A 14,699-nucleotide genomic window follows, 5' to 3' on the forward strand; every position below is an offset into this window, starting at 1 on the left:
GGTGGATTCAAGTCTTCATCAATCTTATTGATTTCTCTTGTTTTTGTCAATCAAGAATGAATATACCATACAGCGACAATCTACCATTTGTCAATAATTGTTTAATAAAAACATGAAAATATATGGTTAATTTAAAATTTCTTCAAGGATATCCTCCGCATTTCTTACTAGCTTTGCGCCTTGTTGAATTAGATGATTCGTTCCCGCTACACTCTCTATAAATATAGGTCCAGGAAGCGCAAACACCTCTCTATTTTGTTCTAATGCAAGGTCTGCAGTAATAAGGGATCCACTTCTCGTTTTTGCTTCTACAACTAAAACACCTTTACTTATACCGCTAATAATTCGATTTCTTTTTGGGAAATACCATTTTTTCGGCACATAATGAGGCGGATACTCTGTCAATAACAATATATAATCTTTCCACGTGTCATATAAACCTCTATTCTCCTTTGGATACATATAAGATAATCCGTGTCCTAATATTGCAATAGTCGGGCAATGCTGCCTTACTGTAACTTCATGAGCAATTGTATCTATCCCTCTTGCAAACCCACTAACAATAAGCCATTCTTTTTCAAGTAAAGGTTGTAAAATAAACTTCACACTCTCCTTTCCATATAAAGACGGTTCTCTCGTTCCAACAATTGCTAATTTATTTATCTTGCCAAGAAAATCTCTCTCTCCTTTTCCGTATAAAACAAAAGGGGGATCTTGTATTTCCTGCAATAGTTGCGGATAATCCTCATCCCATATGGTTATATAAAATATTCGATTTTTTTCTAAATAGGATACATATTGCTTTAGATTTGAAGTCTGAAGGAAATTTACTAGTTCTGAAGACTTTTTCGGGGATATTCCAGCGTAATATTCAAATTGTTTCGGACTAAAAGTGTATACTCCCTTCAGTTCTGGATCAACATATAGTAGTCTCTCCATCGCCTTCCAATGATCCGCCAACATGTAATGAAGGTGCAATAAACGTTCTCTTTTCATCTCAATTCTCCTTACCCATAATTTTTATTATGTAAACAAAAAATGTGTAAAAAGACACCCTCTAATAAGAAGGTGTCTTTCAAAAAGATTAGTAGTTTTTGCAAGTCTCAAATAATCCCTTTTCTTTTAAAACAGAGATTAATGTTTCACCCATAACAGCTGGTGTTTCCGCTACTTTAATACCACAAGCTTCCATTGTTTTAATCTTTTCAGCAGCAGTTCCTTTGCCGCCAGAAATAATCGCCCCAGCATGACCCATACGTTTGCCTTCAGGCGCAGTTTGACCGCCAATGAAGCCTACAACTGGTTTTGTCATATTAGCTTGTACCCACTCAGCTGCCTCTTCTTCTGCCGTACCGCCGATTTCACCAATCATAATTACAGCATGCGTTTCTTCATCTTCATTAAATGCTTTTAACGCATCAATAAAGTCCGTACCATTAACAGGGTCTCCGCCGATACCTACAGCAGTAGATTGGCCAATACCTTCTTGTGTTAACTGATGTACAGCTTCATACGTTAATGTACCAGAGCGAGATACGATACCAACATGACCTTTTTTGTGAATATATCCTGGCATAATACCAATTTTACATTCGTCAGGTGTAATAACACCAGGGCAGTTTGGTCCAAGTAAACGTGTATGTTTACCCGCCATATATCTCTTAACGTTTACCATATCTAATACAGGGATTCCTTCAGTAATACATACTACTAAATCAATCTTTGCATCAACAGCTTCCATAATTGCATCAGCCGCAAAAGCGGGTGGAACGTATACAACTGAAGCGTTTGCGCCTGTTGCTTTCACAGCATCTTCTACTGTATCAAATACTGGTACGCCTTCAATATCAGTGCCACCTTTACCTGGTGTTACACCACCTACAATTTTCGTACCGTATTCAATCATTTGCTTTGTATGGAATAACCCTTGAGAACCTGTAATACCTTGAACAATAACTTTTGTATCTTTATTAACTAATACGCTCATTTTTCTCCCCCGCTTTCTATTAGCCCACTAGTGAAACAATTTTTTGTGCACCGTCTGCCATAGATTCTGCTGCAACAATATTTAAACCAGACTCATTTAAAATTTTCTTTCCTAACTCTACGTTTGTACCTTCAAGACGTACAACTAAAGGCAACTCAAGACCTACCTGCTTCGTTGCTTCAATAACACCTTCTGCGATAACATCACACTTCATAATGCCACCAAAAATGTTAACGAAGATACCTTTTACATTTTTGTCAGAAAGGATAATTTTGAATGCTTCTGTAACTTTTTCAGCTGTTGCGCCGCCACCAACATCTAAGAAGTTAGCTGGGTCACCATGGTAATGTTTAATGATATCCATTGTAGCCATTGCTAAACCTGCACCATTAACCATACAACCGATATTTCCATCTAAAGGAATGTAGTTTAAGTCATATTTAGAAGCTTCAATTTCTTTTGAATCTTCTTCTTCAAGGTCACGAAGTTCTAAAATATCTTTATTGCGATATAACGCATTAGAATCAAAGTTTAATTTTGCATCTAACGCCATAACTTTACCGTCACCTGTTGTAACAAGTGGATTAATCTCAGCGATAGAGCAATCTTTTTCGATAAACGCACTGTATAAGCCCATCATAAACTTCACAGCTTGTCCTACAAGTTCTTTTGGAATATTGATGTTAAACGCGATTCGACGCGCTTGGAAACCTTGTAAACCTACTGCTGGATCAATATATTCTTTAAAGATTTTTTCAGGCGTTTTTTCTGCTACTTCTTCAATTTCTGTTCCACCTTCTTCAGATGCCATTAAAACAACTTGAGAAGTTGCACGATCTAATACAAGACCTACATAATATTCTTTTTTAATATCGCAACCTTCTTCGATAAGTAAGCGTTTTACTTCCTTACCTTCAGGACCTGTTTGATGCGTCACAAGTGTAGTTCCTAAAATGCTTTCTGCATATGTACGAACTTCTTCTAAATTTTTCGCAACTTTTACACCGCCAGCTTTGCCGCGTCCACCAGCGTGAATTTGCGCTTTAACTACACATACTTCCGTTCCTAATTCTTTCGCTGCTTCTACAGCTTCTTCTACTGTAAATGCAACCTTCCCGTTCGGAACGCTAACCCCATAGCTTCTAAGGACTGCCTTACCTTGGTACTCATGGATATTCATGGTCCCATCCTCCCCTGTTTTCCTGTTTTACTCGAAAAGTTTTTTAATGTTTAAAAAACATTACATTGCCATTGTATAAGATGATTGGCACGCTGTCTACAATAAAGTGTCAGAAAACTGAAATCGCTTTATTCTTTTTCGAAAATAATAATGTTTATATACCAAAATAAAAAATAAGCTGTGAATATACAGCTTATTTTTGAATCATATCTTTAATTGGCGCAAATGATTTTCGATGTTCCTCTAATACTCCATGTACTTCAATCGCTTCTAAATGCTGTTTCGTCCCATATCCCATATGTTGTTCAAATCCATATGCAGGATACTTTCCTCCCAACTCTTTCATCATGCGATCTCTCGTCACTTTCGCAATAATAGATGCAGCTGAAATAGAGACACTTTTCGCATCACCTTTAATGATTGATGTTTGCGGAATTGATGTAGGAAGCTTCATCGCATCGATTAATAAATATTCTGGTGTACATGATAAATTAGCAACGGCATCTAACATCGCTTGCTTCGTCGCTTGATAAATATTTATTTCATCAATAACTTGTGGTGATACAATTCCCACTCCAATCGCAATTGCATGCTCTTTAATTTCATCATAAAAACGCTCACGTTTCGCTTCACTTAATTTTTTCGAGTCATTTAATCCTGGAATATAAAAATCTTCCGGAAGGACGACAGCCGCCGTCACAACAGGTCCTGCTAACGGCCCACGGCCCACTTCATCAATGCCAGCAATGTACGTGAGCCCTTTTTCACGTAACTCATTTTCGTACTTTGACATTTCTAGAAATTTTTCTCTTTCTTTTTGTGCTAACTCTTTTTGTTTATACCACTTCAAAATTAGTTTTTGAACACCTTTTCGCTCATCTTTCACTAACATTTGAAAATGCTCGTCTTCTTCACTCATAATTTCTTGCAGCAAACATTCCGCTTCTTGAATAGTCATTTTTTGCATTCATTTACACTCCTTTTAAACGTAACCAAAAAGAAAAGACGTACAAACGCACGTCTTATACTTCTTCTACTTTTTTCACATCTTCTACCTGCTCTACAAACTCTTCTGGTGTTTCAAATGTCATTTTTCCAAATCTTCCACCACGAAGCTCACGAAGTATAAGCTCAGATGTTTTATCATAATCAATCATTCCGCCGCCCATTAAGCAACCTCTGTTTTTTCCAATTGCATCAAATAACTCCACAATTTCTTCTGGAATGTCATTTAAATTATATCGCTCTTTTAAACGTTCTGGATAATGTTTTTCCATAAAACGTAACGCATAAATAGCTACATCCTGTAAATTTAATATAGAATCTTTAATTGCACCCGTCGTTGCTAAACGAAGACCAACTAATTGATCTTCAAATTTAGGCCACAAAATACCTGGTGTATCTAATAATTCCATTTCTTTCCCAACTTTAATCCACTGCTGGGCCGTTGTCACACCAGGACGATCTCCTGTTTTTGCTATATTCTTCTTCGCTAATTTATTAATCAGTGTAGATTTACCAACGTTTGGAATACCTACAATTAAAGCACGAATTGCTCTTGGTCTAATACCTTTAGCAACCATTTTATCGAATTTTTCTTTGACAAGAACTTTACAAGCTGCTGCAATTTCTTTCATACCTTGTCCAGCTTGCGCATTAATTGAAATTGCCTTTTGACCTCTTTCATCAAAATATGCAATCCACTGCTTTGTAAGACGATCATCCGCCATATCCGCTTTATTTAAAACAACAAGCCTTGGTTTATGCGTAATAATTTCATCAATCATTGGATTACGAGAAGATAAAGGTAATCGAGCATCTACAAGCTCAATTACAACATCAATTAACTTTAATTTTTCTGTTACTTGGCGTCTAGCCTTTGCCATATGCCCTGGGAACCATTGAATTACCATGTTGCCACCTTCTTTTTCTTTTATTTCACAATACGTGCATCTTTTAACGGCCAATATAGCATATTTGCTTTACCAATCACTTGGTCCATTGAAATTGTACCAATCGAACGGCTATCTTTACTAAAACGACGATTATCGCCTAGAACAAATAATTGACCTTCTGGAACAGTTTTCTTTCCTGTCATTTCTTCAAGAGTAAAATCATATGTAAGCGGTCCGTCAGCAAGTTGTTTTTTCTGCTTATCTAAATACGGCTCCTCATAAGGTTTCCCGTTAACATATAGTTTATCATTACGGTATTCGATTTCGTCGCCCGGCAGGCCAATAATACGCTTAATGTAATCTTTTTCTTCAGTCGCTCGGAATACAATAATATCAAAGCGTTTCGGATCACCTATGTGATAGCCAATTTTATTAACAATCATTCGATCACGGTCATGTAAAGTCGGCGACATCGATACACCATCTACGAGAATTGGGGCAAAGAAAAACTGTCTAATTACGCCCGCTAATACAACAGCAATCAAAATTGCTTTGATCCATTCCCAAAGTGAGCTCTTCTCTTTCTTCATGCTTTCCCCTCCACAGTTATGTAAGCTGCTCGTATTATACCAAAATTTCATATAGATTGGAAAAAGGGAGCTTGTGTATTTACAAGCTCCCATACATGTCTTATCGAATTTCTTTAATACGTGCTTTTTTACCGCGAAGGTTACGTAAGTAGTATAACTTAGCACGACGTACTTTACCACGGCGAAGTACTTCGATGTTCGCGATTCTTGGCGTGTGAACTGGGAATGTACGCTCAACACCTACACCGTAAGAAATCTTACGAACTGTGAATGTTTCACTGATTCCGCCACCACGACGTTTAATTACAACACCTTCGAAAAGCTGAATTCTTTCACGAGTTCCCTCAACTACTTTTACGTGTACACGTAAAGTGTCTCCAGGACGGAATGAAGGAAGGTCAGTTTTCAATTGGCCTTTTGTGATTTCTGTGATTAATTGTTGCATATTAAATTCTCTCCTTTAAACAGATGCTCTTATAAAGTCTTATTAAATTACAGCGGAACATCGTTAATACGGCTACTGATTTCAGTAGCACAAATGTTATAATAGCATATTGCTAGGACTGTTGCAATAGAAAATATATCAAGCCCTTATCGGTCTTCTTTAATCTGTTCCAGCCATTTCTCTTCTTGCTTAGATAATTCTCGTTCTTCCAGTAAATCCGGTCTACGTGTGTACGTACGACGTAGTGACTCTTTATGGCGCCATTCATCAATGTTTTTATGATTTCCTGACATTAGTACATCCGGTACCTTCATACCACGAAAATCAGCAGGACGTGTATAATGTGGGTGCTCTAACAAACCTGTGCTAAAAGAGTCTTCCACTTGTGACGTTTGATTCCCAAGCACTCCTGGCAAAAGACGTACAACACTGTCAGTGACTACCATAGAAGCCAATTCTCCACCCGTTAATACGTAATCCCCAATAGAAATCTCATCTGTTACAAGATGCTCACGAATTCGTTCATCGTATCCTTCATAATGGCCACATACAAAAATAACATGCTCTTCTCCAGCAAGCTCTTCTGCCTTCTTCTGCGTGAAACGCTCTCCTTGTGGACACATTAAGACGATTCTCGGCTTACGGTCTGTTTCCTTCGTTAACTCTTCTACCGCATCAAAGATAGGCTGCGGGGTTAATACCATACCAGCGCCCCCACCATACGGATAATCATCTACACTATTATGCTTACTAGTTGTATACTCACGGAAATTGACAACACGAAGCTCTACCGCTTCTTTTTCTTGTGCTTTCTTTAAAATTGAAGACCCAAATACACCCGTAAACATATCTGGAAACAATGTTAAAATGTCAATTTTCATTATAGTAGCCCTTCCATTACATGAATGGTTACTAATTTATTTTCAATGTTAACTTGAAGTACAACGTCATCAATATAAGGAATTAACAGATCTTGACCCTTTGGACGTTTAATCACCCAAACGTCATTCGCACCAGGAGATAGAATCTCTTTGATTGTCCCTAATGCTTCTCCTTCTTCCGTTACAACGTTGCAACCAATAATTTCATGGTAGTAGTATTCACCTTCAGCTAGTTCGCCTAACTGCTCTTCTGGTACTTTTATTAAAGAACCTTTAAACTTCTCTGCTTCATCTACATTGTTGTATCCTTCAAATGTTAATAAATCAAATGTCTTATGTTGACGATGAGCAGTTACCTTCACTGTAAGATAGTCTGTACCTTTCTCATCCCATATGTATAACGTGTTCCCTACTTTATATCGCTCTTCTGGAAAATCAGTACGAGAAATAACACGAATTTCTCCTTTTACGCCATGAGTATTTACAATTTTCCCTACGTTAAACCATTTTGTCATAAATAGTATGTCACCCCTGGTTTCTATATAAATTAAGCATTTCCATTTCATATATGGAACATGCAATTTCTCTTTAAATGTTAAAAAAGGGAGAGGAAATAACTCCTCGCCCTTTTTACGTTTATTGAATTTCCAGTGTGACGTTCTCATCATTATGATGTCCCACTGAATACAAGAGCATTCGAATCGCTTTCGCAACTTTCCCTTGCTTTCCAATGACTTTTCCAACATCCTCAGGATGTACAGTTAATCGATACTTTATTTCTCCGTTGCAAAGTTCCTGTGTAACTTTTACATCTCCAGGATGATCCACAAGAGGTTTAACAATTGTCTCGACTAACATTTTCATTGTCATTGCCTCAATTACTTACCTTGTTTAGATAAGTGGAATTTCTCCATGATACCTTGGTTAGAGAAAAGGTTACGAACTGTATCAGATGGTTTAGCACCATTTCCTAACCATTTTAATGCTGCTTCTTCGTTGATCTTAACTTCCGCTGGTTGAGCAACCGGATTGTAAGTACCGATTTCCTCAATGAAACGTCCGTCACGAGGAGAACGAGAATCTGCAACAACTACACGATAGAAAGGAGTTTTTTTAGCTCCCATACGTTTTAAACGAATTTTAACTGCCATTTATAAAGCACCTCCGAATTTATTTAACACAGATAATTATATTAGCAAAAAGACTATTGCTTTGTAAAGTATTTTTTCTTAACAGAGCCATCTTTTTTCCTTACATGAATGGAAACTTCAATCCACCTAGTCCTTTTTTCTTACCTTTTTGCATTCCCGTCATCGTCTTCATCATTTTTTTCATATCATCAAATTGCTTGATTAGACGATTGATTTCTTGTACCGTTGTACCGCTACCTTTGGCAATGCGCTTTTTACGACTAGCATTGATTATTTCCGGTTGTTCTCGTTCTACTTTAGTCATAGAACGAATAATTGCCTCAATATGCCCAATTTGTTTTTCATCAACTTGTGCATTTTTCAGCCCTTTAATTTTATTTGCACCAGGAAGCATTCCTAACAATTCGTCAAGCGGTCCAAGTTGACGCACTTGTCCAAGTTGTTCTAGGAAATCGTCAAGCGTAAACGAAAGCGTACGCATTTTTTGCTCAAGTTCTTTTGCTTTCTCTTCATCAACTGTAGCTTGCGCTTTTTCAATTAATGTTAAGACGTCACCCATCCCTAAAATACGGGATGCCATACGTTCTGGATGGAACGCTTCAATTGCATCTAGTTTTTCACCCATACCAGCAAATTTAATTGGTGTATTTGTTACAGCCTTAATAGATAATGCCGCACCACCGCGCGTATCACCATCTAATTTCGTTAATACAACACCTGTTAATCCTAACTGTTCATGGAAACTTTGTGCTACATTTACCGCGTCTTGTCCTGTCATCGCATCGACAACAAGGAAAATTTCATCCGGTTTCGCAACTTCTTTGACTTTCGCTAATTCATCCATTAGTTCTTCATCAATATGCAGGCGACCCGCTGTATCGATTAAAACATAATCGTGATGATCTTCTTTTGCTTTCGCAATCGCTTGTTTCGCAATTTCAACCGGACTTACTTGATCTCCTAAGGAGAAAACAGGCATGTCCAATTGCTTCCCTAATGTTTCAAGCTGTTTAATTGCTGCTGGACGGTAAATATCCGCTGCAACAAGCATCGGTTTACGATTATGCTTTTTTCGAAGCAAATTCGCAAGCTTACCTGTCGTCGTTGTTTTACCCGCACCTTGCAGACCAACCATCATTATAACAGTAGGTGGCTTATTAGCAACAGCAATTTTGCTTTGCTCTCCGCCCATAAGTTCTGTAAGTTCTTCCTGTACGATTTTAATTACTTGTTGTCCAGGTGTCAAACTTTTCATTACATCTTGTCCGACAGCACGCTCAGACACACGCTTTATAAAATCTTTTACTACTTTAAAGTTAACATCCGCTTCTAAAAGAGCTAGACGAACTTCTCTCATCATTTCTTTCACATCGGCTTCAGAAACTTTTCCTTTGCCGCGGATTTTTTGCATTGTCTGTTGAAGTCGGTCGGCTAATCCTTCAAATGCCATATTGCCGCCCTCCTAATCTAATTTTTCGATAGCTTCAACAACTTGTTTCATTTCTTCATACACATGCTCTTCTTCGCTGATTAGCTGTTTTAGCTTTGCAACAAGTCGCTGTCGCTCTTGAAACTTTTGAAGTAATACTAATTTATCTTCATATTCTTCAAGCATCGCTTCAGTCCGTTTAATGTTATCATACACGGCTTGGCGACTTACATCAAATTCTTCCGCAATTTCACCAAGAGATAAATCATCTAGATAATAAAGCGACATATAACTTCTTTGTTTTTGCGTTAACAACGATTGATAAAAATCAAATAAATAATTCATTCTCGTTGTTTTCTCGAGCATGTTGGATCATCCTTTGTTAAGTGATTTCCCTTTACATGATTTAGTTTACATGGAGTACAAAAGAGTGTCAAGTTTTTTTCTTAACATCACATATTTTTATAGAAAAAGAAGCGGAAATACCGCTTCTTTCACTTACACTTCTTCTGTTTCTACTAAGTTCGCAAACAAACCATAAACATATTGTTCTGGATCAAACTGCTGCAGATCATCCATTTGCTCTCCTAGCCCAACAAATTTCACCGGAACATCCATTTCGTTACGAATCGCTAAAACGATACCACCTTTAGCAGTTCCATCTAACTTCGTTAAAACAATACCAGTAACATTTGTTGCTTCACGGAATGTTTTCGCTTGGCTTAAGCCATTTTGTCCTGTTGTTGCATCAATAACTAGTAATACTTCATGAGGAGCCCCTGGTACTTCACGCTCAATTACGCGCTTCACTTTCTCTAACTCTTTCATTAAGTTTACTTTATTTTGTAAGCGTCCTGCTGTATCACATAGTAATACATCCACTTTACGGGCCTTTGCCGCTTGTACAGCATCATACATAACCGCTGCTGGGTCAGATCCTGATCCTTGTTTAATTACTTCTACACCAACACGATCGCCCCATACTTCTAATTGTTCAATCGCCCCAGCACGGAATGTATCTCCTGCCGCCAATAGGACAGACTTACCTTCTGATTTAAATTTATGTGCAAGCTTACCAATCGTCGTCGTTTTCCCCACACCATTAACACCAACAAATAAAACTACCGTTAATTGATCCTCTTGTATATTAACTTCATTACTAAAGTCGCTGTCACCTTTGTAAATTCCCACTAGCTTTTCAGAAATAACAGCCTGTACTTCTTTTGGATCTTGAATGTTACGACGTTGCACTTCTTCTTTCAACTGATCAATTAATTCCATCACTGTCGAAACTCCGACATCCGCACTAATTAAAATTTCTTCTAATTCCTCAAAGAAATCTTCGTCTATTTTACGGTAACGGTACACTAAGTCATTTACTTTATCAGCAAATGAATTTCTCGTTTTTTCTAATCCTTGTTTAAACTTCTCTGTTACCGTATCCGTTTGTTTTGAAATTTTTTCTTTTAATTTTTTTAAAAAACTCATACTTCCCATCCTTCCTATCTACTTGCAACAAGTTCTTCGCCATCATCTAAACGAACAGAAACAAGCTTCGATACCCCTGATTCTTGCATTGTGACACCGTACAATACATCAGACTCTTCCATTGTACCTTTTCGGTGTGTAATTACAATAAACTGTGTTTCATCACTAAATTTCTTTAAATACTGCGCAAAACGAGCAACGTTTGCCTCATCAAGAGCTGCTTCTACTTCATCTAGTACACAGAATGGAACTGGGCGTACTTTTAAAATACCAAATAAGAGCGCAATTGCCGTTAAAGCACGCTCTCCCCCTGAAAGTAAACCTAAGTTTTGTAGTTTCTTTCCTGGTGGTTGCGCTACAATGTCAATACCAGTATTTAGTAAATCTTCTGGATTTGTCATTACTAAATCCGCTCTACCGCCCCCGAATAGTTCAGAGAATACATATTGAAACTCTGTTCGAATCCCTTCGAACGTAGTAGAAAAGCGTTTTTTCATCTCTTCATCCATTTCCATAATAAGTTGATGCAATGTCGATTTCGCTTCTTCTAGGTCATCTCTTTGCTCTAATAAGAATGTATGGCGCTCTGCTACACGTTCATATTCATCAATTGCCCCTAAATTTACTGCGCCTAACTCTTCGATGGATAGTTTAATTAGTTTCACCTTTTTACGTGCATCTTCTGCAGGCATCATCATTGTATACTTAAGTTTTGCTGCTTCAAATGAAATAGTATATGTTTCACGTAAATGTTGCAATCTATTTTCCAGCTCTACATCAAGTCGGTTAATTTTCACTTCTTGATCTTTCAGCATCTCAAGAATATATTTATGTTTACCTATTGTTTCTTTCGCACCGCGCTCTAAATGCTCGACTCTTTCTTGCAATGATACGCGTTGTTCACGACGAGAACGAATTAACTCCGAAGTTTGATTACGATCATACGCTTTCTTCTCAATCATATTCGTAATTTGTTCTTCGCCACTTGAATTAGATGTCATCTCTTGCTTTAAGAACGCTAAATCTTCCTTCGTTTTTACAAGCGTCGCATCAGTCTCTTCTTTTGCCTTCGTCAATCGTTCGACTTTTTCTTTTTGATTAGACAAACGTTGTTGTTGTTCAGCAGCTTGTACTTTTAGCTCCGTCATTTCCTTCTGAACTTTTTCTTTTGAAGAATGTTGTTCACTTTTTTGTTTCGTTAAAACGACGATTTTGCTATCTAATTCCCCAATCTCCGCTTGAAGAGTCGCTAAAATCTTTTCTAACTCTTCTTTACGCCCTTGCATTTTTACTTGATCTTGTAAAAATCCTTCAATCTCTAAATCGTAAATCGATAAACGATCATTAATACGATGTTCATCTAATTCTAAACGATTAATTTCTTCTCTTAGCTTCTGTTCATCTACACGTTCGGTCTCTACACCTTGGCGTAGCTCTCGTATTTGTACTTCTTTTTCTTGAATCTCTTGCTTTACTGCTTTAACAAAGTTTTCTAGCTTCGTTGTTTTTTCTTCCATGTCAGTTAGTTTTTTAGTCCACTCTTCAAGTTCACGTTGACGTCCCAATAAAGAGGATTTCGCCTGTTTTACAGCTCCACCCGTCATAGAACCACCCGGATTCACTACGTCACCTTCGAGTGTTACAATACGATAGCGGTATTGCAGTTGTTTCGCTAACTCATTTGCTCCGCGTAAATCTTTCGCAACAACAACAGTACCTAATAAACTGGAAACTACATTCTCATATTTATTATTGTACTGCACAAGTTCTGCCGCTACACCGACAAACGATGGATGCTGATTCACAATGCGTAATTGATCAAATGATAGCGATCGGCTTTTAATAACAGCTTGAGGTAAAAAAGTTGCACGGCCATGTTTATTTTGCTTTAAAAATGCAATTGCATTACGAGCATGTTCTTCTGTTTGTACTACGATATGTTGCATCGCTGCCCCAAGGGCGATTTCCATTGCGATTTCATATTCTTTCGGCACAGTCAGAAGTTCTGCAACAGCTCCCTCAATACCTTGTAGCCTATTTTCTCTAGCCTTTAATACTTCACGTACCCCTTGATAGAAGCCAGAATAGTCCTCTTGCATCTCTTCTAACATTTCTTTCCGAGAGCGCGCCTGTTGCACAAATTGATACGCTTGATACAGTTTCGTTTCATTTTCACTATACTGTGACTTACATTTCCCAAGTGCCGTTTCTGTCTTCTGTATGTTAGAAATAATGCCAGCTATTTTCTCTCTCGCTTGCTCATAACTTTCTACAAGTTTCGCCTTTTTCGCTGTAATTCCCACACGCATCTGTACGTACTTTTCATTTTCTTCATCAAGTCGTTCGTTTTTAGAGTTTTGCTGTTTTGATTGTTCTTCAATCATAGATAATTCATTACGAAGACTTGCTTGTTGATTTAAAAGTTCAATATAGTCACCTTTTAAATTCTCAATTTGTTCCTCTAAATTCTCGGCAAAAGTCGCAAGTAATTGCTCGTTATCATGCAATTTCTTCTCCAATTCTTTTACTTGATTCACAAATTGCATTAACGCTTCTGTACTTGTTTCAATTTCGTCATCATAACTTGTAGCTTTCTCTGTTAACTCAACAATTAGCTTTTCAAGCTGCGCACAATGCGTCGTTGCATTTTGCTTTCTTTCCTTTAACAGCTCGCGTTGCCCTTCTAGTTTTTCTAGTTCTTTACTAGACAGAAGGAGAACTTCTTGTAAGGAATTTACAGATTCATCAACGGCTTGTAATTGCCCGCGTAATTCCTCAAGCTCTTCTTCACTTTTTTGTAAGTTCGCCGACATTTTAGCTTCTTCATCTTTATTATGCCCAAATTGATTTCGAAGCGCTTCCCACTTTTCATGTAATTCTTCAATTTCATGTACAATAAGCGCAGCTTCTACTTTCTCTAATTCTTCTTTTTTCTCAAGATAATCTTTCGCAATAGAAGCTTGTCTTTCTAGTGGTTCTACTTGACTACTTAATTCGTGAATAATATCTTGTACACGATTTAAGTTTTCTTGTGTTTCCGCCAATTTCCCTTCAGCTTTCTTTTTACGAAGTTTGTATTTCAGCACACCCGCAGCTTCTTCAAATACACCACGACGTTCTTCTGATTTACTACTCAAAATCTCTTCGACTTTCCCCTGGCTAATAATTGAAAAAGCTTCTCTTCCCATACCAGAGTCCATAAATAAATCAATAATATCTTTCAATCTACAAGATTGTTTATTAATATAAAAATCACTATCACCCGAACGAGATACACGACGCGTTACACACACCTCGTTATATTCAATCGGTAAGCGTTGGTCTTCATTATTTAAAGTTAATGTAACTTCAGCAACATTAACCGCTCTTCTCGTATCACTGCCGGCAAAAATAATATCCTCCATCTTTGCACCGCGTAATGACTTTGCAGATTGTTCACCAAGTACCCAGCGAATTGCATCAGTAATATTACTTTTCCCGCTCCCGTTAGGTCCTACTACAGAAGTTACACCTGGAACAAAATCGACAGATACACGCTCAGCAAAAGATTTAAATCCTGCTATTTCTAATCTTTTTAAAAACACGAAAGGCCTTCCTCCTATTCTCCGTTGTTGTAAACGTTGTCTGTATGAAAACAAGCTACTATACGGATT

15 protein-coding genes are annotated in these 14,699 nt (G+C 37.6%); all 15 read right to left on the reverse strand.

Annotated elements, in window-relative coordinates; all coding sequences use genetic code 11:
* Window positions 1–126: 126 nt before the first annotated feature.
* Window positions 127–996 (reverse strand): DNA-processing protein DprA, encoded by an 870-nt coding sequence (gene dprA, locus MHB76_RS17985; RefSeq protein ID WP_002160735.1) that lies wholly within the window; start codon window positions 994–996, stop codon window positions 127–129.
* An 88-nt stretch (window positions 997–1,084) separates the two neighbouring features.
* Window positions 1,085–1,987: a succinate--CoA ligase subunit alpha gene (gene sucD / locus MHB76_RS17990; RefSeq protein WP_000115186.1), complete on the reverse strand. Its 903-nt coding sequence runs from the start codon at window positions 1,985–1,987 to the stop codon at window positions 1,085–1,087.
* Window positions 1,988–2,006: 19 nt separating this feature from the next.
* Complete coding sequence (gene sucC / locus MHB76_RS17995; protein WP_002014529.1) at window positions 2,007–3,167, reverse strand: ADP-forming succinate--CoA ligase subunit beta; 1,161 nt, start codon at window positions 3,165–3,167, stop codon at window positions 2,007–2,009.
* Between the two features lie 193 nt (window positions 3,168–3,360).
* Complete coding sequence (locus tag MHB76_RS18000) at window positions 3,361–4,134, reverse strand: ribonuclease HII (RefSeq protein WP_002146092.1); 774 nt, start codon at window positions 4,132–4,134, stop codon at window positions 3,361–3,363.
* Between the two features lie 55 nt (window positions 4,135–4,189).
* Window positions 4,190–5,080: a ribosome biogenesis GTPase YlqF gene (gene ylqF / locus MHB76_RS18005; RefSeq protein WP_078172934.1), complete on the reverse strand. Its 891-nt coding sequence runs from the start codon at window positions 5,078–5,080 to the stop codon at window positions 4,190–4,192.
* Between the two features lie 20 nt (window positions 5,081–5,100).
* Window positions 5,101–5,652 carry a signal peptidase I gene (gene lepB, locus MHB76_RS18010; protein ID WP_002066791.1) on the reverse strand — a complete coding sequence of 184 codons (552 nt, stop codon included), beginning with the start codon at window positions 5,650–5,652 and terminating at the stop codon, window positions 5,101–5,103.
* Between the two features lie 100 nt (window positions 5,653–5,752).
* Complete coding sequence (gene rplS, locus MHB76_RS18015) at window positions 5,753–6,097, reverse strand: 50S ribosomal protein L19 (RefSeq protein ID WP_002014524.1); 345 nt, start codon at window positions 6,095–6,097, stop codon at window positions 5,753–5,755.
* Between the two features lie 146 nt (window positions 6,098–6,243).
* On the reverse strand, window positions 6,244–6,978 hold the full coding sequence (trmD, locus tag MHB76_RS18020) for a tRNA (guanosine(37)-N1)-methyltransferase TrmD (RefSeq protein ID WP_002014522.1): 735 nt from the start codon (window positions 6,976–6,978) through the stop codon (window positions 6,244–6,246).
* Window positions 6,978–7,493, reverse strand: a complete 516-nt coding sequence (rimM, locus tag MHB76_RS18025; RefSeq protein ID WP_033710827.1) for a ribosome maturation factor RimM — start codon at window positions 7,491–7,493, stop codon at window positions 6,978–6,980. The genes trmD and rimM overlap by 1 nt, the downstream gene beginning before the upstream one ends.
* Window positions 7,494–7,614: 121 nt before the next feature.
* Window positions 7,615–7,842: a KH domain-containing protein gene (locus MHB76_RS18030; RefSeq protein ID WP_002088196.1), complete on the reverse strand. Its 228-nt coding sequence runs from the start codon at window positions 7,840–7,842 to the stop codon at window positions 7,615–7,617.
* 14 nt (window positions 7,843–7,856) lie between these two features.
* The gene (gene rpsP, locus MHB76_RS18035; RefSeq protein WP_000268750.1) at window positions 7,857–8,129 is read right to left on the reverse strand and encodes a 30S ribosomal protein S16; all 273 of its coding nucleotides are present in this window, start codon (window positions 8,127–8,129) and stop codon (window positions 7,857–7,859) included.
* A 100-nt stretch (window positions 8,130–8,229) separates the two neighbouring features.
* Entirely contained in the window at window positions 8,230–9,579 is a 1,350-nt protein-coding gene (gene ffh / locus MHB76_RS18040) for a signal recognition particle protein (RefSeq protein ID WP_002111383.1), read from the reverse strand.
* A 12-nt stretch (window positions 9,580–9,591) separates the two neighbouring features.
* Entirely contained in the window at window positions 9,592–9,924 is a 333-nt protein-coding gene (locus MHB76_RS18045; protein ID WP_002160734.1) for a putative DNA-binding protein, read from the reverse strand.
* A gap of 132 nt (window positions 9,925–10,056) precedes the next feature.
* Complete coding sequence (ftsY, locus tag MHB76_RS18050; protein ID WP_002160733.1) at window positions 10,057–11,046, reverse strand: signal recognition particle-docking protein FtsY; 990 nt, start codon at window positions 11,044–11,046, stop codon at window positions 10,057–10,059.
* Window positions 11,047–11,060: 14 nt separating this feature from the next.
* A complete protein-coding gene (smc, locus tag MHB76_RS18055) occupies window positions 11,061–14,630 on the reverse strand; it encodes a chromosome segregation protein SMC (protein WP_078172933.1) in 3,570 nt (1,189 codons plus the stop codon).
* Window positions 14,631–14,699 lie beyond the last annotated feature (69 nt).

Origin of the sequence: Bacillus sp. FSL M7-1345 (genome assembly GCF_038006985.1) — a bacterium.
Taxonomy (GTDB): Bacteria; Bacillota; Bacilli; order Bacillales; family Bacillaceae_G; genus Bacillus_A; species Bacillus_A cereus_U.

Excerpts from the sequence above, each read along its gene's own strand:
- dprA (WP_002160735.1), bottom strand. The coding sequence starts at position 996 with ATGAAAAGAGAACGTTTATTGCACCTTCATTACATGTTGGCGGATCAT.
- sucD (WP_000115186.1), bottom strand. The coding sequence starts at position 1,987 with ATGAGCGTATTAGTTAATAAAGATACAAAAGTTATTGTTCAAGGTATT.
- sucC (WP_002014529.1), bottom strand. The coding sequence starts at position 3,167 with ATGAATATCCATGAGTACCAAGGTAAGGCAGTCCTTAGAAGCTATGGG.
- MHB76_RS18000 (WP_002146092.1), bottom strand. The coding sequence starts at position 4,134 with ATGCAAAAAATGACTATTCAAGAAGCGGAATGTTTGCTGCAAGAAATT.
- ylqF (WP_078172934.1), bottom strand. The coding sequence starts at position 5,080 with ATGGTAATTCAATGGTTCCCAGGGCATATGGCAAAGGCTAGACGCCAA.
- lepB (WP_002066791.1), bottom strand. The coding sequence starts at position 5,652 with ATGAAGAAAGAGAAGAGCTCACTTTGGGAATGGATCAAAGCAATTTTG.
- rplS (WP_002014524.1), bottom strand. The coding sequence starts at position 6,097 with ATGCAACAATTAATCACAGAAATCACAAAAGGCCAATTGAAAACTGAC.
- trmD (WP_002014522.1), bottom strand. The coding sequence starts at position 6,978 with ATGAAAATTGACATTTTAACATTGTTTCCAGATATGTTTACGGGTGTA.
- rimM (WP_033710827.1), bottom strand. The coding sequence starts at position 7,493 with ATGACAAAATGGTTTAACGTAGGGAAAATTGTAAATACTCATGGCGTA.
- MHB76_RS18030 (WP_002088196.1), bottom strand. The coding sequence starts at position 7,842 with ATGAAAATGTTAGTCGAGACAATTGTTAAACCTCTTGTGGATCATCCT.
- rpsP (WP_000268750.1), bottom strand. The coding sequence starts at position 8,129 with ATGGCAGTTAAAATTCGTTTAAAACGTATGGGAGCTAAAAAAACTCCT.
- ffh (WP_002111383.1), bottom strand. The coding sequence starts at position 9,579 with ATGGCATTTGAAGGATTAGCCGACCGACTTCAACAGACAATGCAAAAA.
- MHB76_RS18045 (WP_002160734.1), bottom strand. The coding sequence starts at position 9,924 with ATGCTCGAGAAAACAACGAGAATGAATTATTTATTTGATTTTTATCAA.
- ftsY (WP_002160733.1), bottom strand. The coding sequence starts at position 11,046 with ATGAGTTTTTTAAAAAAATTAAAAGAAAAAATTTCAAAACAAACGGAT.